This window comes from Cyanobacterium sp. Dongsha4 (assembly GCF_036345015.1).
Taxonomy (GTDB): domain Bacteria; phylum Cyanobacteriota; class Cyanobacteriia; order Cyanobacteriales; family Cyanobacteriaceae; genus PCC-10605.
In genome coordinates, this window is the sequence record NZ_CP084098.1 from 3,532,260 (window position 1) to 3,550,016 (window position 17,757).

Genomic DNA, 17,757 nt, shown 5'->3' on the forward strand with positions numbered 1-17,757 from the left:
ATGTAATAAATAATTAACTTTTCCACTACTGAAAATTTTGCTAACATATTGGTATGTTTTACCGACTATATTATGTCTAAACTAGGAATAAAGTTAAAAATAGCCTTATTTGGTCTTTTGACTCTAGCAGGAGGTGCAGGATTAGTCTGGATTGCGAATTTACCTTATCCGATGATTCGTCGCCCTATCGCTAAAGTTGCACCAATCATACTTCTACCTAGTTATATTAACATGGATCATAATTATCGAGAAGCAATAGCAAGTGTAGAACAAGCTGATCAATTAGTTAATAAAGCTACTAGCCGTGCAGATATAGAGTTAGGGCAAGAAAAAGTTAATTTAGCACAAGCTAATCTTGATCAATTACCTGTATGGTTTTTGGGCTATGAGCCTAAGTTTTATTGTAGCTTATTCGGCTGTGCATGGAAATTCACATTTGATGAGTTTGAAACAGCTAGAAAACAAATTGGACGCATGGATGCAGTTATTTTTCAGGAAGTAAACGCCCTAAATCAATTAAATATTGCCGAAAGTGCGATCGCATCTGCCAAGGAAAATTATCAAAAGACAGAAAACAAAAATCAAGCATTGCAAGATTGGCAAAATGCTCTTGATAAGTTAATGGAATTACCCGATAACACTTTAGCTAAAAAAATGACGGCCAACAAATTACCTGCCTATGAAAGAGATTTCCAACAAGTTTCAGGGATAGTGAAAGGGAGCGATCGCACTCTAACCAGAATCGCCGTAGCCAAAGAGTTTGCCACTTCCGCCATGGAATTGTGTAAAAATCCTCCTCATTTAACCATTACTTGGCAAGAATGTAGCAATTTATGGCAACAATCCCTTGATCATTTAAAATCTATTCCTTTAGAAGATACAGGCTATTTAGAAGCTCAAAAACTATTAGCTAACTATACAACTAATTTAGCAAAAATAAAAATCCAAGAGAAAAAAGAAACAGAATCTTTAGAATACTTAAATCAAGCAGAAAAAGGAGTAGAAACACTACTAAAAAGTAACAATAATCAGCCTAATTATATCGTTAGTCAACTACAAGCTATCATCAATGATTTGGATAAAGTTCAACCTGAAACAACTGCTTATCAAAAGTCCCAAGAATTACAAAAATTTGCGAAAGAAAAATTAAAACAATTTCAATAACTGATGTTACTGACGAAATACTGTAAACTAAAAATTTAGCATCAATTAAACCAATAAATTTATATATCAAAATTATTCCCAACATGGAAAGCATCATAAACAATCTTCTTAGTAAAGAAAACTTATTTGCTATATCCTTATTTCCCTATCTAGGCTTTTTATGGTTTCTCACTAAATCAGGAAAAGTACCCAAATTAGCTTTAATTGGTTTTTATCTTCTTCTCCTTTTTGTTGCTATTACTATTCCTGCTGGGCTGTATGCCGAAAATCATTATCATACCACCCTCGCTAATGTTGATTGGTTACACGGAGGGGCAGAATTTTTCTTAACTTTATCAAATATTTTCGTGGTTTTAGGATTCCGCAAAATGGTAATTACCGCAGAAAATCAAAATAATACTCAGTAAAATGGCGTTGGTGATTTGAGCTATGATTTTTTGTTGTAAGTCGAAGGCAGAAGGCAAAAGTAAACTATATTTAGACTCTAGCTTTATATTTTTACATAGTTTTTTCTGTGTTTCATATCTTTATTCAGCAATGTCAGTAAATTAGTAGCTCTCTTATTTTCTATTAAGTTATCATAACTACCGTAAAATATCTGAAAAATCCTGCTTATGAAGCTAAGAATAACTTATTGATTTACACTTTTTACTAACTCTTAAAAAAGACTATTAATATTATTTTATCATTGCCATATTCTGGATTTAAAAGTACCATCTAAACCCCTTTTGTCTCTTAAAAATTGCCAAATAAAAGTAAAGTATTCTTTAGCGGCACTGACAGAATCACCCATATAACGAAATAATAAACCCTGTTGTAAAGCAGTTATTCCTATTCCTATATTTTCGTCATATTTTTCCTTTATCAAATGGCGTAAACTAGAAATATATTGATGACTGTTTTCTGATGCTATATAAACTAAATTGCCTACCACTGGATTTCCTCCTAAACCATTAGAAGCATAAAATAAAGGACTATTTCCCATAAAATACTGTCTATCAATCCAAATTGGTTTATTTTTTCGCCAAATCTCTAAATAATTTAACCAATTACCCTCACTAAAAATTTCTCCCCTTGCACTTCTACCGAAACGAATTATTTCCCATCCTAACCAACAAGCATTATCATCTAAATCAACTCTCATTTTTTGCTTAAAATTAGCACTATTAAAAACAATAATCTCTTGTGGTAAATATTCTAAATAAGCATCTTTTTCTAGCTTAATTTTTACTTCTTGAATAGCTTTTTTTCCTTGAGAACCATATATTTTTGTTGCCGCAGGAGTGGTTATTAAGACCTTAGAATTATGGGCTAAATGGATATTTTGTGAGAGAATATCATCTCCAGCTATTCCTCCCGCAGTATGTAAAATAACACTGTGACAAATGGATTTTCCTTCGGGATAAAAAGAATTTTGAAACTTAAAAGGTGCTTGACTAAATACTGATTTTAGGCTTGTTTCCTGTTGCTTATATTCATAAGCTAGATTGATTATTCCTTGCCAGTGTTTCATTAATTAATATTTATTTGCTAAAGATTATTGATGGTTTTTTGTATTCATAAAAGTATTGTTTATTCTACTCCAATTATTTTATGTTTCTGGCTATTTCACCTTAATTAAAACTAATTATGGAAAAATGTGTTAGATCAAATAAAAACCATTCTCCCTCTCGCTTTTTCTGACAAGACAGTTTGCACAACCAAAATAGAGTTGCGATACATTACCATTGTGAAAAAGGATTTTTTGCTAAATAAGAGTTATAGTAACGTAAATCGTGGGTTACTTCCTCTCCTATCCACTCTGGGAAAATGATATTTTGATTTTCTTGTGTCAATTCCACTTCTGCCATCGTCAAACCTTTGTTATCCCCTAAAAATTCATCTACTTCCCAAATTAAATTCTCTATAGGTATTTTATAACGTATTTTTTCAATAAAGGGGCGATCGCACAAAATTTGTAATATCTCCTCCGCCTCTTCCGCAGGAATAGAATATTCAAATTCTGACCTCGTCTGACCTTTTGTTTTACCCTTAAGAGTAAGATAACCCTGCTTACCAACAATCCGAACCCTCACGGTATTACCATTGACAGTATAAATATATCCTTGTCGATAAACCAAACCACTATCAGGAGGAAACCACTTATTCAAGTTAACTAAAAATTTTCTCTCAATTTCAAGACCCATTTTCTTGCCAAGAAAAATAAATTAATGTTATACTAACAAAGTATCAAAATTATGGCGGCGTAGCCAAGTGGTAAGGCAGAGGTCTGCAAAACCTTTATCCCCCAGTTCGAATCTGGGCGTCGCCTCTTAAATGTCATTATTCTTATTATACGCACTCAGACTATCGTCTCTAAACTCTTGCTTTATTAATAGTTGTGTAGAAATGATAAGTAATCTAAGTTTGTTGGGTTATATTGAAAAATAAACTTGGACTTATTGTAAAGGAGAAGGCGATTATGGAGATAATGATTGAAGATTTGATGGAGCAGTTAGTAGAATTGGGGGGGTCAGATATGCACATTCAGGCAGGTGCCCCTGTCTATTTTCGTATTAGCGGTAAACTAACCCCCATCGGAGATGAACCCCTTAATGCTCAAGAGTGCCAAAAATTAATTTTTAGTATGCTCAATAATACTCAACGTAAAACCTTAGAGCAAGAATGGGAGTTAGACTGTTCTTATGGGGTAAAAGGCTTGGCTCGATTTCGTGTGAATGTTTATAAGGAGAGGGGTTGTTATGCCGCTTGTTTAAGGGCTTTATCTTCCAAAATTCCCAACTTTGATCAATTAGGTTTACCAGATATTGTCAAGGAGATGTCCGAACGCCCTAGAGGTATGATTTTAGTAACGGGGCAGACAGGTTCTGGAAAAACCACCACTTTGGCGGCAATGTTGGACTTAATTAACCGCACTCGTGCAGAGCATATCTTAACAGTAGAAGATCCGATCGAGTATGTTTTTCCTAATATTAACAGTCTATTTCACCAACGTCAAAAAGGAGAAGATACCAAGAGTTTTGCCAATGCCTTAAAAGCGGCATTGAGGGAAGACCCAGATATTATCCTGGTGGGTGAAATGCGTGACTTAGAAACCATTTCCTTGGCGATTACTGCGGCGGAAACTGGACACCTTGTCTTTGGTACTTTACATACTAGCTCTGCGGCAGGAACGATTGACCGTATTATTGATGTATTTCCTTCTGCGGAACAAGCTCAAATTAGAGCAATGTTATCTAACTCTTTATTGGCAGTATTCGCTCAAACTTTGGCTAAAAAGAAAAATCCCAAACCGGGAGAATTTGGCAGGGCAATGGCTCAAGAAATAATGATTGTGACACCTGCGATCGCAAACTTAATTAGAGAAGCAAAAGCCCCACAAATTTATTCTGCGATTCAAACAGGGGGTAAATTAGGAATGCAAACGATGGAACAGGCTTTAGCAAATTTAGTAAAAACAGGTACAATTGCAGTGGAAGAAGCCCTTGCGAAAAGCAGTAAACCAGATGAATTAAAACGCTTATTAGGTTCTTCTATGGATAGCGGGATGGTTACTCCTGGTAAACGTCGTTAATATTTGTTTGAATGAGAGGAAGGATTAAATCATGGCTACTTTTATAGTTCAAGTTAAAGATAAAACGGGGAATGTTTTAGAAGAAAGGGTTGTTGCTAATTCTCAAGATGAAGCCCGTCGTATTCTTCGCAAACGTTATGCGGCAGTGGGAAAAATTCGCAAAGCAGGAATGGACTTTGACTTAGCCTCCATTGAAGCGGCATTAAGTAAAGTTTCTGTCAAAGATAAAGCTATTTTTTCTCGTCAATTTGCCGTGTTGGTTAATGCGGGGGTTGCCATTGTTCGCTCTTTATCTGTATTGGCAGAGCAATCGGGAAATCCAAAGTTTAAGAAGGCTTTAACTACCATTGGGGATGATGTTCAGCAGGGTGTTAACTTGTCCGAAGCAATGGCCAAGCATCCCGACTGTTTTGATAAGCTGTATGTGAGTATGGTGGAGGCAGGAGAAACAGGGGGGGTTTTAGACGAAGTAATGAATCGTCTTGCTAAACTTCTGGAAGATGTCGCTCGTTTACAAAACCAGATTAAATCGGCAATGGCTTATCCTGTTACTGTTGGTATTTTTGCGGTAATAGCTTTCTTGGGTATGACCATTTTCTTAATTCCCGTATTTGCTGGTATTTTTGAACAATTAGGTGCTGAATTACCAGCTTTAACACAATTCATGCTCACCCTAAGTGCTTTTTTACGTAGTTGGAAAGTTATTATTCTGGTAGGTGCTATTATCGGCTCTGTTGTTGCCTTTCGTCAATATTACAAAACTCCCGCCGGACGTTTACAAATAGATACTCTTGCTCTTAAAGCTCCTATTTTTGGGGACTTAAATGAAAAAAGTGCTGTTGCCCGTTTTTGTCGTATCTTTGGTACTTTAACCCGTTCTGGTGTGCCTATCTTACAATGTTTAGAAATTTCCCAAGACACTATTCCTAACAAAGTGATTTCTAATGCCATTGGAGCTGCAAAAGATTCTATTTTAGAAGGGGGTATGTTAAGTGTTGCGATCGCAGAAAGAAAGGTTTTTCCCTCTATGGCAATTCAAATGATGATGATTGGGGAAGAAACTGGTGAATTAGATGCGATGATGATGAAAGTTGCGGATTTTTACGAGGATGAAGTGGAACAAGCCGTTAAGGCATTAACCAGCGTCATCGAGCCTTTAATGATGGTTTTAATTGCAGGTATGGTAGGTACTATTCTTTTATCGATGTATTTACCAATGTTCTCTATTTTCGATCAACTAGGATAACAACAATTAAGAGCTAGTAATTAGGAATTAGTAATTAGTAATTGTTAAAACTACCTACACACTCATTATCTTATTATGATATAATGGTAGTCTGTGTCTTGCAACCTGTTCGGATCAGGTAAGGGCATTCATAAAGCAGAACTAAATAACATCTCTGCTACCTGTACGGCAGTATATAAAGGAAATTAATATGACTTACGCAGTAATTGAAATCTGTGGAAAACAACTCAAAGTTGAACCAGGCAGATTTTACGATATAGACAGAATCAACCAACAATCAGAAACGGGAGTATCTATCGATAAGGTACTTTTAGTTAGTCATGACAATGATATTCATGTAGGCCAACCCTACGTAGAAAGTGCCACAGTAAGCGGTACAATTATTGACCATCGTCGGGGCAAAAAAGTTTTGGTTTACAAAATGAAGCCCAAAAAGAAAACTCGCAAAAAAAGAGGTCATAGACAAGAGTTAACTCGCTTGATGATCGATTCTATTAGTATCGGTGGTAATGTAATTGCGGAGAAAACCTCTGAATCTAAATCTGTAGAAGCAGAAGTTGCGATCGAGGCTTAAAATAAAGCACAATAAAACAATATTTAATCTTATTTAACCTTAAATTTTGCTCAGGAGTATTTAAAATGGCTCATAAGAAAGGTACTGGTAGTACTAGAAACGGAAGAGATTCTAATTCCAAACGCCTAGGTGTAAAACGTTATAGCGGAGAAACAGTAACCGCAGGAAGCATCTTAGTGCGTCAACGTGGTACTAAAGTTTATCCCGGTAATAATGTTGGTATCGGTAAAGATGATACTCTTTTTGCCTTAATTGAAGGGGTTGTTAAATTTGAAAATAAAACCACCAGTCGTAAGAAAGTAAGCGTATATCCTGCTTAGATTTATGATTGGGTGTGAACTAACTAAAACTTAGTTTCCACTAAGAATAAGTAAAGGGGCTTAAGCCCCTTATTTTTTTATATCTCTAACTGGTTTGTTTTATCTGCCACCAACCAGAAAACTTATTCCTAAGAATACGACAAATGAGAACAAAAAATTAATCTCTGCCGTTTATGGCAATTAATAAACGTAGAATAAAGATAAATAAGTTGATATAAGTGAGATACATAGAAAGGGCGGCGGATAAGTATTGTTCATCCCGATAAGCACGAGGGAGAATATAAAAATCAACTACAGATGCCCCTGCAAAAAGTAAAACTCCTAAACCAGAAATACCCACTTCTAACCAACTAGGAGTAAAAACACCAAAAAATCCCAATACAACTTGCAACAGAATTACAACGAATAATCCCATAATGCCAAGCTGTACAGTTTTTGTCAGGGCTAATCCATCCTCCTCGCCTAAGTTAGAACCAACATTTCGGGCAATCACAAAAGTTACACCACATCCCAAAGCGGCAATACCGACTCCTTGAAGTCCTACTCCTGCTGTGCCTAAAGCAACAAAAACAATACCACTGAGGGTATATCCTGAAAGAAGACTATAGACAGCTAAGAGAGGTAAAGCAGTGCCATTATCTGCCCTTTCTGCGATACCCCTAACCACGAAAAATAAAGCCAACTCCGCAATTATCGCCACGAAAAAGGTAGGCATAAAAATGCTGGGGTTAGAAGAAATTACCCCTAAACCGCCATAAACACCTACTGCGGTTAAAACTAAACCTCCACCTAGATAAGGTAAGGCTTTATTGATAACATTAGGTCCTACAAGGGCTTGACCTTGAGCCTTTTTGATTGCATTTCTAAAGTTACTGGTTGTTGCCATAAATTCTCTCTATTTAATAATTTGTTGATTTTATATTTTTTCTTTCAAATGGAGATAACCTTCTGTGATAATTACACACTCTCCTTTTACCTTTATATCTTTTATTATGCCCTTTTGTTTAGTAGCGATCGCCGTAATTTTACTATTTCTTCCAATTTCGATACCTTGTTCAATTAACCACTGCCAACTACCATCATTTTCCTGTTGGTATTGAGTTAAATAAGCCGCAAAAGCTGTTGCCGCAGAACCTGTGGCAGGGTCTTCTATTATATTCAAAGCAGGGGCAAACATCCTCACTTGCCAATGATTGTTACTGACAGGGTAGCAAGGATAAACGTGAGGGAAAAGAGTATTTTTTAAGGTTTTTTCCCAATAATATAAATTTATTTTTGCTTCCGATAATGCTTTTTGAGTATTTAAGGGAATAATCATAAAAGGTAAACCGCAGGAAACAGCTTGAGGACTAAAATAAGAATGTAAATCTATCTCAGATAATGATAAAACCTCTGCTAAGGCTTTTTTTGAAGGAATATCATGGAAAAATTCGGGAGGATTGGGAGCAGTTAATTCTGATGATGTCACGATACCATTGTTGGTATAAATATTAACGGGTACAAGACCAACTTTCTCCTCAAGAATAATTTGTGTTGTGGAGGATTTGAGAGTAACCATACCCAAATGAGCTAATAGAAAAGCTGTGCCAATGGTTGGATGTCCAGCAAAAGGTATTTCCCCACCGGGGGTAAAGATTCTTACTTGATAGTCTGCTTGAGAATTAGAGGCAGGAAAGACAAAAACTGTTTCTGAAAAATTAAACTCAACGGCTATTTTTTCCATTATGTCGGAAGATAAACCCTCGCTATGGGGGAAAACCGCCAATTGATTACCTGTAAAAGATTGATTGGTAAAAACGTCTAAGGTATAAAACTGATATTTCATTCAGAAATTTATGGTAATTAATAACAGGTCTGATTTTTAAATTTTTTATGGCTAAAGCCATTACTACAAACTATAGAACTCTGAAAGTCGGTGGGGCAATACTTATTATCTCAATTAGGATTTATTGATACTCATTCAACAACTTATTTATTTAGCATAGCTATATGATTGAATGAAAAGAAGTAAATTCATTCGAGGAGGATATATTTCCATGGTGACATTAATCACGAATAAAACTACCAATCAAACTATAAGTTTAGAGGAATTTCTACAACTTCCAGAAACAAAACCTGCCCAAGAATATTTTGATAATAAAATTACACAAAAACCCATGCCCCAAGCAAAACATAGCCGTATTCAAGGTAAATTAACTAAAGTTATTAACGATGTAGTAGAAGAATCCAAAATAGCTTTAGCTTTTCCTGAATTACGATGTACTTTTGATGATAAATCCATCGTGCCAGACATTGTGGTGTTAACTTATGATCATATCCCAAGAGACGAAAATGGCGAGCTTACTAACACGATTTCTATTCCTCCTGATTGGATGATCGAAATTATTTCTCCTGATCAAAGTCAAACACTTATCATAAAAAAAATTCTATGTTGTCTCGAATCTGGTTGTCAACTAGCATGGATAATTGATCCTGAAGAAAAAATTATCTTTGTCTATTCTCTACAAAAAGTGTCTTATTTTGAATTAGATAGTGATGCTTTACCTATGCCTGATTTCATGACTGATTTTAGTTTAACTTTAGGAGATATTTTTGGTTGGTTAAAGTTTTAAGTGTACTTTAGAAGATAATAAATTGATTTAAGTGAGAATCGGCAACAGTTTTTTTAACATCAAAATATAATCTTTACCATTATAATTGTTGATGATAAACGGGATGACCATGATACAGCTACGCTATTATAAACCCCGATGAAAAAGTAGGGTGAGTAAGTAACACCCACCCCATCAATTAAGATTTAATGAATAAGTCATCAGGCAAACGCTTTAAACTCAATCTTTCGTCTTCTACATCCACAAAAATGGTATCTCCGTCTTTAAATTCTCCCCTTAAAATAGACTTGGCGATCGCAGTTTCTAAGTATTTTTGTACTGCACGTTTTAAAGGTCTTGCACCATATACTGGATCATAGCCAATTTCTGCAAGGAAATCTAAGGCAGAATCAGACATTTTGAGGGATAATTTTTGCTCCTCTAAACGGCTTTCTAAACGGGCAACTTGGAGTTTAACGATATGCCGTAACTGGGATTTTTCCAGACTATGGAAGATGATAATTTCATCGATACGGTTAAGGAATTCTGGGCGGAAACTACCGCGCATCGCCTCCATTACCCGACTACGCATCTCCTCATATTTACTATCATCCCCCGCCACATCAAGGATAAATTGCGATCCAATATTAGAAGTCATGATAATAATGGTATTAGAAAAGTCCACAGTGCGTCCCTGAGAATCCGTCAGTCTGCCATCATCGAGAATTTGCAACATGACATTAAACACATCGGGATGGGCTTTTTCAATTTCATCAAATAATACCACCGAGTAAGGGCGACGGCGTATCGCTTCGGTTAATTGCCCACCTTCTTCATAGCCAACATATCCCGGAGGCGCACCCATTAAACGGGAAACGGTGTGTTTCTCCATATACTCAGACATATCGATGCGTACGATCGCCTCCTCTGTGTCAAAGAGAATACCAGCTAAAGCCTTAGCTAATTCCGTTTTACCGACACCTGTAGGACCTAAAAAGATAAAACTAGCGGTAGGGCGATTAGGATCGCTTAAACCAGCACGAGAACGTTGTATAGCTTCAGAAACGGCAATAACTGCCTCATTTTGCCCAATTACTCGCTCATGAAGTTGATCTTCAAGGTGCAATAATTTTTCTTTTTCCGATTCTACTAATTTACTGATGGGAATACCAGTCCATTTCGAGATGATTTCCGCAATGTCAGATTCTTCCACCTCTTCTCGTAAAAGGGATTTACCCGTAGTTTGTTTTTCCGCTAAAGCCGTTTCTTTGTCTTTAATTTGCTGTTGTAAATCGTTTAATTTACCGTAACGCAACTCGGCGGCTTTATTGTAATCATAATCCCTTTCCGCCTGTTGAATTTCTACGTTAATCCGTTCCATAGATTCCCGTAAATTGCGGATTTCGTCGATAATATCCTTTTCTGACTGCCATTGAGCGTTAAAAGCTGACTGTTGCTCTTTCAAATTCCCTAATTCTTGCTCTAGCTTCGCTAATCTCTCTTTTGACGCTGGATCATCTTCTTTTTTCAATGATAATCTTTCCATCTCTAATTGGAGAATTTTGCGATCGACTTCGTCCAATTCTTCGGGTTTAGAGGTGATTTCCATTTTCAACTTCGCCGCCGATTCATCCACTAAATCAATGGCTTTGTCTGGCAAAAAGCGATCCGTAATATAACGATTTGACAACATTGCCGCCGCTACGAGAGCATTGTCAGCAATTTTTACCCCGTGATGAACTTCATAACGTTCCTTCAATCCCCTTAAAATAGAGATAGTATCAATGACATTAGGTTCGCCTACATACACCGATTGAAAACGTCTTTCTAACGCTGCATCTTTTTCGATATACTTGCGGTATTCATCGAGGGTTGTCGCCCCAATACAACGCAATTCTCCCCTTGCTAACATGGGTTTTAAGAGGTTTCCTGCATCCATTGCCCCTTGAGTAGCCCCTGCACCGACAACGGTATGTATCTCATCGATGAAAAGGATGATATTACCTTCGGATTCGGTAACTTCTTTCAATACGGCTTTGAGTCTTTCTTCAAATTCCCCCCGATATTTCGCCCCTGCTATCAATGCACCCATGTCTAAGGCAATAAGAGTGCGATCGAGCAGTGATTCGGGTACATCTCGGTTTATAATACGTTGGGCTAATCCCTCTACAATAGCAGTTTTTCCTACCCCCGGCTCACCGATTAAAACGGGGTTGTTTTTCGTGCGACGAGACAGGATTTGAATAGTACGGCGGACTTCATCATCTCTACCGATAACAGGATCTAACTTTCCTTGTCTTGCCAATTCCGTCAAATCTCGACCATATTTAGTCAAAGATTCGTATTTTCCTTCAGGATTTTGATCAGTCACTTTCTGGCTTCCTCTAATTTCTTTAATGATTGTTTTTAGTTTATTTTCATCGAGATTAAACTCTTTTAATAAATTTTTACCGAAACGGTCATCTTGGGCATAACCTAAGATAATATGTTCAATGGAAATGAAATCATCTTCAAATTCTTTGCGGTATTTTTCTGCCCTATCCAAGAGAGTATCAAGGCTTTTTCCTAAATATACCGAGTCAGAAACGTTTTTAACCTTTGGTTGACGATTGATAAATTCATCGGTGCGATCGCGCAAACGAGTTAAACTAACATCGGCTTTATTAAAGATACTTGTAGCCAATCCCTGTTGTTCTAAAAGAGATTTTAACAGATGTTCCGACTCAATTTGTTGATGTTGATTTTGCTTTGCTATATCGGGAGTTTTGACTATTGCCTCCCATGCTTTTTCTGTAAATTGTTGTGGATTTGTTGGTTGCACTTTCTTCTATTTACTAATAACAATAATGACAAAATAATTTAATTTAATAACAGATAAATTTAAGATAATTACTTAATTTAACGATTCAAATATAATTATAAAAGACTGGGAAAATAAAGTTAGTTGGGAATACTCTACTAATTTGGTAGGGATTAAATCACCTATTGAGTAAGGATTTTTGAGGAAATAGACATCACAAGAAATAAAGCATAAGCAGAAAATTAATTTATAATGACGTAATAGCTATCAATAAGAAAAAATCATGATTGCTCAACTAGAAAAAAATTATTACTCGGTAGAAGAATATTTTGAATTATAAGAAACTGCCGAATATAAAAGCGAATATCATGATGGAGAGATTATCCCCATGACAGGAGATACAACTAATCAAAACAAAATAGCTCTTAATTTTTGTTACAATTTCAAGTTTATTACTAAGGGCAAAAATTACGAAATTTATATTAATGATGTGCGTCTTTCTATTCCTCTCCAGAGACGTTATACTTACCCTGATATTATGATTATTAAAGATCAACCAATCTATGAAGGGAATAAACAAACAACCATCACAAATCCCCTCATAATTATTGAAGTTTTATCAAATTCAACGAAAAATTATGATAAAGGAGAGAAATTTAAAAGCTATCGTTCTATTAAATCTTTTCAAGAATATATATTAATAGATCAATATAGTTTTTCTGTGGAACAATTTATCAAAGAATCTGAAGGAGAGTGGAAATTTAAGGAGTATTTAGGAGAAAATCAGGTATTGAAATTAGGTAAAATTGATTTTGAACTATCTTTTTCTGATATTTACGAAGAGGTTAATTTTGTTGAAAGTATTTAAAATTATCGATAGAAACTGATGAAAATTATCTATCAACTTTTGTTAAAACTTTCCCAATTTCAAGTAAGAGTAGTTGGAAATCATCATGGTAGTTTATTTATGGCATTGATGGAGATTTATCTCCCCATAAATCTTACTTTAATATCTTCTAAAGATAAGATAGAAATTCCTGCTATTATTACATTTTTAATGTTAGTTTCAGCAATCTTTTTTATTCTTTTTTCTATTGTAGTTTCTAGCCCACAGTTTTGGATTGCTTTATTACAAAATCCAAGCCAGGATTGGTTTAAAATTATGCTGATACAGTTATGGTTTGTGTGCTTATTATTTATTTGGATTACTGCTTTAAAATACACAATCCAAAGATTTTTCTTAAATTCTAATTAGTATTTTGCTTTTAGTTAAATAATTGATTTTTTATTATAAAGACTCATGGTTTTTTCAACACCATCTGTTAAACTAGATGCGATCGCATCATATACTAACAACATTAAACTATTCATTTCCCTTCTTTCTTCGGCGGAAAACTTTCCCAAAACATGACCAATAGTAGCATCTTTATGACCAGATTTCCCAATACCAATGCGAAAACGAGGAAAATCCTGACCTCCTACATGAGAAATAATCGATTTCATTCCATTATGCCCTCCTGCAGAGCCAGATAGACGCAATCTAATTCTACCAAACTCCAAATCCATATCATCATAAACCACTAAAATAGATTCTCTAGTCAACTTATACCAGTCTAAAACTGCCCTCACCGACTGCCCCGACTTATTCATATAAGTTAAAGGTTTAACTAACTTAATTTTCTGCCGATTAGGAGTAACAACTTCACAAAATAAAGCATTAAATTTCGTATTTTTTTGTAAACTTCCGCCCCACTTATCCGCTAAAAAATCTACTACTTCAAAGCCGATATTATGCCTAGTTTGTTCGTATTTTTTTTCAGGATTTCCTAAACCAATAATAACTTCAGGAATAACCAAATTTTTTTCATTCATGGTTTAAAATTGTGAACTATAATTTATGAATTATATGGATAATTTTTGTAAGCTAATCTACTTATTTTTTATCTTAAATTATTAATTATTTTATTTACCTATTTAATCATCAATCCAACTCGATCTCCAAGCAGATTCTGCTAAGGCAATTTGATACTGTTGGTATTTATTTTGATATTCATCATCAAGGTTATTTAAACTTTGAAAAATTCTGCTAATTTTTTGCCGATTCTGATTTAATAAAGGATCATTAAATTCAATTTCATTAATTCTTAAACATAATGCTACAACAGGAGTAATATTCATATCCTCTGATTTATCATCTTTTTCAATCAAAAGACTTAATAGATTTGGTGCTCCACTAATTAAAGATGTATTTTCTTCCGCTTGTAAGGCAACCTCTAAAATTTTAGAAGGAATGTTTTTAGGTAAAATTTCCATTTCCTGTAAATACCTATTTACCTGATGAGATAATGTTATCAAACATTCTTCGATCGCATCATCTATTTCTACCTGTAACTGAATAATATTTTCAGGACAAATTTCTAATAAATTATCATCTTTTGAGAGATTATCATTTTGATGATTTTCTTCTAAAATATTATCTTTCTCAATATTTTCTGTTTTGTCTGCCTTTGAATCAGTTAATAAACTAGCATCATTTTGATAAGGAATAGATGCCAATATACCACTTTTTAAATTATGAAAAAAAATATTATCTATTATTTCTGTCTCAGAAATTTTCTCATGTAAATCTTGAGGGAAAAATGAATGTAAATCTTTAATTTGTTTCTGTAAATTAACTTTATCCTGATAACTTAAAGCCAAAAAAGCAGAGGGATATTTTTGAGTGCAAACTTGATAAGTAGCCAAAATTAACTGACGTTTAACAACCGCAATCAACTGGGGAAAATAATTTTGATATAAACTTTGTAATTCTGTCGCTAAATCCTTGATTCTAACATTTAAAATGCCCAAATCATTTCTTAATTGTTTAATTGATCTAGTCATTATTTTATTTACAATCTATTTCAATTAGGAGTTACGAATTAAGAGAAAGCAATTAACAATTAGTAATTAGCAATTGAAGAATTAGTTTTCCCCTAACACCCTAATCCCCCAATTCCCTAACATCCTAAAACTCTAACTTCCATTCATTACTCATTACTTATTACTCATTAATCATTACTTCATACCAGCTTGGGCGGCAACTTCCTCAGCAAAATTAGTTTCTTCTTTCTCAATGCCCTCACCTAAGATAAAGCGTTGAAAACGACGCACTTGGATGTTTTCACCAATTTTTGCAATTTGTTGGGTGATTAACTCCTCTACGGTAATACCTTGATCTCTGATATAAGGTTGAGAAAGCAAACACATTTCACCTAAACGCTTGTTAATTCTACCGTCAACAATTTTTTCACGGATATTTTCAGGCTTACTTGCTAAGTCTTCCCTACCCATTTCAATTTCTTTTTCCTTAGTAACGACATCTTGAGGAATGTCACTAATTTTAATGTATTCAACATTAGGACAAGCCGCAATTTGCATCGCAATGTTTTTAGCTAAGGCTTGGAAATCTTCACGACGGGCAACGAAGTCGGTTTCACAGTTAACTTCTACCAAAACGCCTATTCTACCACCAGTGTGAATGTAGCTTTCTACAATACCTTCGGCGGCAACTCTACCAGATTTTTTCTCCGCAGAAGTAATACCTTTTTGGCGTAACCATTCCATGGCTTTAGCCATATCACCATCATTTTCTGCAAGGGCTTTTTTACAATCCATCATCCCTGCATTAGTCTTATCTCTTAATTCTTTTACCAGTTTTGCGCTTATTTCTGCCATAGTACTTTTTTGTATAAAAATTTAATAACTGACCATCAATAATAATGACATGATTTGCCCCAGATGAAAATTAGGAAAATCATTACTAGATGACTGGGTGGGCATTGCCCACCATTATTGGAGAAGATTGATAACTTTTCAGAAAAAAATAGTTGAGGATAATTTAGAAGTGTACTCAGACTATTATATTATAACTACTCTTCTTCGCCTTCAGAGTCGCTATCGTCTTCATAATCTTCATCGTCGTAATCTTCGTCATCATCGTAATCGTATTCAGCTTCCGCAGACACAGATTCCATAAACTCATCTAATTTACCTTCTGCGGCGGCTTTGCCGTAACGCCCTTCATAAATCGCATCAGCTAATTTCCCGATAATTAATTTGATGGAGCGAATAGCATCATCGTTAGCAGGAATAGGATAATCTACCAATTCGGGATTACAGTTTGTATCCAACATGGAGATAACGCTTAAACCTAATTTTTCGCACTCTTTAACGGCATTATGCTCTCTGCGAATGTCGATAATTACTACAATATCCGGCACTCGACGCATATCTTTAATACCGCCAAGGTATCTTTGTAACTTAGTTAATTCACGACGAAGAACAGAGGCTTCTTTTTTAGGGCGTAAATTAATTGCACCGCTTTCTTCTAATTCTTCTAATTCTTTTAAACGTCCAACACGGGATTTAATAGTTTCCCAGTTAGTTAGCATACCACCTAACCAACGCTGATTGATATAAAAAGCTCCACAACGGGCGGCTTCTTGAGCGATGATTCCTGCGGCTTGACGTTTTGTACCTACGAACAAAACTTTTTTACCGTTTTCAGCGGCTTTTTTGAGATAAGCGTAAGCCTCTTCTAATAATTGTGCGGTTTGCACTAAATCAATAATATGTACCCCATTTCTAGCAGTGTAGATGTAGGGTGACATTTTTGGATTCCAACGGCGGGTTTGATGCCCAAAGTGGACACCTGAGTCTAAAAGCTCTTTTAAGCTGACTACAGACATTATTTTCTCCTTTTTTCGGGTTAATCCTCCATCTAAGGTTGTTTAATTTCTTTAGCTAGAAACACCCGATGCCTTAGATGTGCGAATTTTGACAACTTTTCTAGTATATCATTGTCTTTTTTTTTTTTCCAGATTTACCCCTTGTTTTATTTTCTTGATGGAAGTTAAGATCTTTTTTAGGTCATCTCATTTAACGATTAGTTATGGGAAAAATTTACGATGTAATAACCAATTAGATTAATATAAGCATCGAAGATGCGACACTACTGTATTCTTTGCGAAATCCAAAACACCACCCTGTAATAGCAACATCCGTAACACTGTCAATCTTAAAATCAAGATCAATAGATAAATGTAGTTATTCTGTCCACAAAAAAATACCATAAATAAAAATTTGACTTGCATAATTGTCGTTTTTTAACTGGATGTATTAATTAAGAAACCTAATTTTTTTAGATTAAGAGCATATAATGAAGGATAATCGAAAGCAAATACACATAGGAGACGCTGTCAAAGTTAAAGGAAAACTTTATCTAGTCTGGGATATAAAAGGAAATCATATTTTTGGTCGTCAATTTACATTTACAAAAACGGGACGTTTCCAACATTATCAAGACCGTATCTTTTCCGTTAATATTTGTCAATTAGCCAATCAAAAAGAAAAGCAAATTATCAATGAACAAAGAAAACAAGCAAGTATCCAACAAAAATCCTATTCTCCGATTAGTGATAACTATACTCGTCATTTAATTCGTTGA

18 protein-coding genes, 1 tRNA gene and 1 pseudogene are annotated in these 17,757 nt (G+C 35.0%); 11 read left to right on the forward strand and 9 right to left on the reverse strand.

The window, feature by feature from the left end; genetic code table 11:
• Positions 1 to 72: 72 nt before the first annotated feature.
• Together Dongsha4_RS15160 and Dongsha4_RS15165 are read left to right on the forward strand one after the other, a co-directional pair.
• Complete coding sequence (locus Dongsha4_RS15160; RefSeq protein WP_330203155.1) at positions 73 to 1,164, forward strand: hypothetical protein; 1,092 nt, start codon at positions 73 to 75, stop codon at positions 1,162 to 1,164.
• Positions 1,165 to 1,247: 83 nt separating this feature from the next.
• A complete protein-coding gene (locus Dongsha4_RS15165; RefSeq protein WP_041922431.1) occupies positions 1,248 to 1,571 on the forward strand; it encodes a DUF3593 domain-containing protein in 324 nt (107 codons plus the stop codon).
• 278 nt (positions 1,572 to 1,849) lie between these two features.
• Here Dongsha4_RS15165 and Dongsha4_RS15170 read toward each other — a convergent pair whose 3' ends face one another.
• Positions 1,850 to 2,677 carry an urease accessory protein UreD gene (locus tag Dongsha4_RS15170; protein ID WP_330203156.1) on the reverse strand — a complete coding sequence of 276 codons (828 nt, stop codon included), beginning with the start codon at positions 2,675 to 2,677 and terminating at the stop codon, positions 1,850 to 1,852.
• 208 nt (positions 2,678 to 2,885) lie between these two features.
• Positions 2,886 to 3,350, reverse strand: a complete 465-nt coding sequence (locus Dongsha4_RS15175; RefSeq protein ID WP_330203157.1) for a CYTH domain-containing protein — start codon at positions 3,348 to 3,350, stop codon at positions 2,886 to 2,888.
• A 53-nt stretch (positions 3,351 to 3,403) separates the two neighbouring features.
• On the opposite strand from Dongsha4_RS15175, the gene Dongsha4_RS15180 reads away from it, so the two are divergent.
• The 5 genes from Dongsha4_RS15180 to rpmA all read left to right on the forward strand — a co-directional run bounded on the left by Dongsha4_RS15180 (position 3,404) and on the right by rpmA (position 6,878).
• Positions 3,404 to 3,475, forward strand: a tRNA-Cys gene (locus tag Dongsha4_RS15180).
• A 150-nt stretch (positions 3,476 to 3,625) separates the two neighbouring features.
• Positions 3,626 to 4,738: a type IV pilus twitching motility protein PilT gene (locus tag Dongsha4_RS15185; RefSeq protein ID WP_330203158.1), complete on the forward strand. Its 1,113-nt coding sequence runs from the start codon at positions 3,626 to 3,628 to the stop codon at positions 4,736 to 4,738.
• Between the two features lie 31 nt (positions 4,739 to 4,769).
• Complete coding sequence (locus tag Dongsha4_RS15190; RefSeq protein WP_330203159.1) at positions 4,770 to 5,984, forward strand: type II secretion system F family protein; 1,215 nt, start codon at positions 4,770 to 4,772, stop codon at positions 5,982 to 5,984.
• Positions 5,985 to 6,174: 190 nt separating this feature from the next.
• Entirely contained in the window at positions 6,175 to 6,558 is a 384-nt protein-coding gene (rplU, locus tag Dongsha4_RS15195) for a 50S ribosomal protein L21 (protein ID WP_330203160.1), read from the forward strand.
• Between the two features lie 65 nt (positions 6,559 to 6,623).
• On the forward strand, positions 6,624 to 6,878 hold the full coding sequence (gene rpmA / locus Dongsha4_RS15200; RefSeq protein WP_099434755.1) for a 50S ribosomal protein L27: 255 nt from the start codon (positions 6,624 to 6,626) through the stop codon (positions 6,876 to 6,878).
• A gap of 157 nt (positions 6,879 to 7,035) precedes the next feature.
• Here the strand turns inward: rpmA and Dongsha4_RS15205 are convergent, their stop codons facing one another.
• Both Dongsha4_RS15205 and Dongsha4_RS15210 read right to left on the reverse strand, forming a co-directional pair.
• Positions 7,036 to 7,764 carry a Bax inhibitor-1 family protein gene (locus tag Dongsha4_RS15205; RefSeq protein WP_330203161.1) on the reverse strand — a complete coding sequence of 243 codons (729 nt, stop codon included), beginning with the start codon at positions 7,762 to 7,764 and terminating at the stop codon, positions 7,036 to 7,038.
• Positions 7,765 to 7,794: 30 nt separating this feature from the next.
• Positions 7,795 to 8,703 (reverse strand): PhzF family phenazine biosynthesis protein, encoded by a 909-nt coding sequence (locus Dongsha4_RS15210; RefSeq protein ID WP_330203162.1) that lies wholly within the window; start codon positions 8,701 to 8,703, stop codon positions 7,795 to 7,797.
• A gap of 211 nt (positions 8,704 to 8,914) precedes the next feature.
• On the opposite strand from Dongsha4_RS15210, the gene Dongsha4_RS15215 reads away from it, so the two are divergent.
• Positions 8,915 to 9,490, forward strand: coding sequence for a Uma2 family endonuclease (locus Dongsha4_RS15215; protein WP_330203163.1), 576 nt, complete (start codon positions 8,915 to 8,917; stop codon positions 9,488 to 9,490).
• Between the two features lie 178 nt (positions 9,491 to 9,668).
• Here the strand turns inward: Dongsha4_RS15215 and clpB are convergent, their stop codons facing one another.
• Positions 9,669 to 12,290: an ATP-dependent chaperone ClpB gene (gene clpB / locus Dongsha4_RS15220; RefSeq protein WP_330203164.1), complete on the reverse strand. Its 2,622-nt coding sequence runs from the start codon at positions 12,288 to 12,290 to the stop codon at positions 9,669 to 9,671.
• Positions 12,291 to 12,627: 337 nt separating this feature from the next.
• On the opposite strand from clpB, the pseudogene Dongsha4_RS15225 reads away from it, so the two are divergent.
• Together Dongsha4_RS15225 and Dongsha4_RS15230 are read left to right on the forward strand one after the other, a co-directional pair.
• Positions 12,628 to 13,137 (forward strand): annotated as a pseudogene (locus tag Dongsha4_RS15225) (Uma2 family endonuclease); the annotation flags it as partial.
• An 18-nt stretch (positions 13,138 to 13,155) separates the two neighbouring features.
• Positions 13,156 to 13,524 carry a hypothetical protein gene (locus Dongsha4_RS15230; RefSeq protein ID WP_330203165.1) on the forward strand — a complete coding sequence of 123 codons (369 nt, stop codon included), beginning with the start codon at positions 13,156 to 13,158 and terminating at the stop codon, positions 13,522 to 13,524.
• 14 nt (positions 13,525 to 13,538) lie between these two features.
• Here Dongsha4_RS15230 and pth read toward each other — a convergent pair whose 3' ends face one another.
• The 4 genes from pth to rpsB form a co-directional block, all read right to left on the reverse strand.
• On the reverse strand, positions 13,539 to 14,141 hold the full coding sequence (gene pth / locus Dongsha4_RS15235; RefSeq protein ID WP_330203166.1) for an aminoacyl-tRNA hydrolase: 603 nt from the start codon (positions 14,139 to 14,141) through the stop codon (positions 13,539 to 13,541).
• A gap of 102 nt (positions 14,142 to 14,243) precedes the next feature.
• Positions 14,244 to 15,152 carry a hypothetical protein gene (locus tag Dongsha4_RS15240; RefSeq protein WP_330203167.1) on the reverse strand — a complete coding sequence of 303 codons (909 nt, stop codon included), beginning with the start codon at positions 15,150 to 15,152 and terminating at the stop codon, positions 14,244 to 14,246.
• Between the two features lie 174 nt (positions 15,153 to 15,326).
• Positions 15,327 to 15,986 (reverse strand): translation elongation factor Ts, encoded by a 660-nt coding sequence (gene tsf / locus Dongsha4_RS15245; RefSeq protein WP_330203168.1) that lies wholly within the window; start codon positions 15,984 to 15,986, stop codon positions 15,327 to 15,329.
• A gap of 194 nt (positions 15,987 to 16,180) precedes the next feature.
• Complete coding sequence (rpsB, locus tag Dongsha4_RS15250) at positions 16,181 to 16,999, reverse strand: 30S ribosomal protein S2 (RefSeq protein ID WP_015218960.1); 819 nt, start codon at positions 16,997 to 16,999, stop codon at positions 16,181 to 16,183.
• A gap of 470 nt (positions 17,000 to 17,469) precedes the next feature.
• Between rpsB and Dongsha4_RS15255 the strand changes: the two genes are divergently transcribed.
• Positions 17,470 to 17,757 (forward strand): hypothetical protein, encoded by a 288-nt coding sequence (locus tag Dongsha4_RS15255; protein WP_330203169.1) that lies wholly within the window; start codon positions 17,470 to 17,472, stop codon positions 17,755 to 17,757.

What these genes read in the sequence shown, in the direction of transcription:
- Dongsha4_RS15160 (WP_330203155.1), top strand. Translation starts at nt 73, where the DNA reads ATGTCTAAACTAGGAATAAAGTTAAAAATAGCCTTATTTGGTCTTTTG.
- Dongsha4_RS15165 (WP_041922431.1), top strand. Translation starts at nt 1,248, where the DNA reads ATGGAAAGCATCATAAACAATCTTCTTAGTAAAGAAAACTTATTTGCT.
- Dongsha4_RS15170 (WP_330203156.1), bottom strand. Translation starts at nt 2,677, where the DNA reads ATGAAACACTGGCAAGGAATAATCAATCTAGCTTATGAATATAAGCAA.
- Dongsha4_RS15175 (WP_330203157.1), bottom strand. Translation starts at nt 3,350, where the DNA reads ATGGGTCTTGAAATTGAGAGAAAATTTTTAGTTAACTTGAATAAGTGG.
- Dongsha4_RS15185 (WP_330203158.1), top strand. Translation starts at nt 3,626, where the DNA reads ATGGAGATAATGATTGAAGATTTGATGGAGCAGTTAGTAGAATTGGGG.
- Dongsha4_RS15190 (WP_330203159.1), top strand. Translation starts at nt 4,770, where the DNA reads ATGGCTACTTTTATAGTTCAAGTTAAAGATAAAACGGGGAATGTTTTA.
- rplU (WP_330203160.1), top strand. Translation starts at nt 6,175, where the DNA reads ATGACTTACGCAGTAATTGAAATCTGTGGAAAACAACTCAAAGTTGAA.
- rpmA (WP_099434755.1), top strand. Translation starts at nt 6,624, where the DNA reads ATGGCTCATAAGAAAGGTACTGGTAGTACTAGAAACGGAAGAGATTCT.
- Dongsha4_RS15205 (WP_330203161.1), bottom strand. Translation starts at nt 7,764, where the DNA reads ATGGCAACAACCAGTAACTTTAGAAATGCAATCAAAAAGGCTCAAGGT.
- Dongsha4_RS15210 (WP_330203162.1), bottom strand. Translation starts at nt 8,703, where the DNA reads ATGAAATATCAGTTTTATACCTTAGACGTTTTTACCAATCAATCTTTT.
- Dongsha4_RS15215 (WP_330203163.1), top strand. Translation starts at nt 8,915, where the DNA reads ATGGTGACATTAATCACGAATAAAACTACCAATCAAACTATAAGTTTA.
- Dongsha4_RS15230 (WP_330203165.1), top strand. Translation starts at nt 13,156, where the DNA reads ATGAAAATTATCTATCAACTTTTGTTAAAACTTTCCCAATTTCAAGTA.
- pth (WP_330203166.1), bottom strand. Translation starts at nt 14,141, where the DNA reads ATGAATGAAAAAAATTTGGTTATTCCTGAAGTTATTATTGGTTTAGGA.
- Dongsha4_RS15240 (WP_330203167.1), bottom strand. Translation starts at nt 15,152, where the DNA reads ATGACTAGATCAATTAAACAATTAAGAAATGATTTGGGCATTTTAAAT.
- tsf (WP_330203168.1), bottom strand. Translation starts at nt 15,986, where the DNA reads ATGGCAGAAATAAGCGCAAAACTGGTAAAAGAATTAAGAGATAAGACT.
- rpsB (WP_015218960.1), bottom strand. Translation starts at nt 16,999, where the DNA reads ATGTCTGTAGTCAGCTTAAAAGAGCTTTTAGACTCAGGTGTCCACTTT.
- Dongsha4_RS15255 (WP_330203169.1), top strand. Translation starts at nt 17,470, where the DNA reads ATGAAGGATAATCGAAAGCAAATACACATAGGAGACGCTGTCAAAGTT.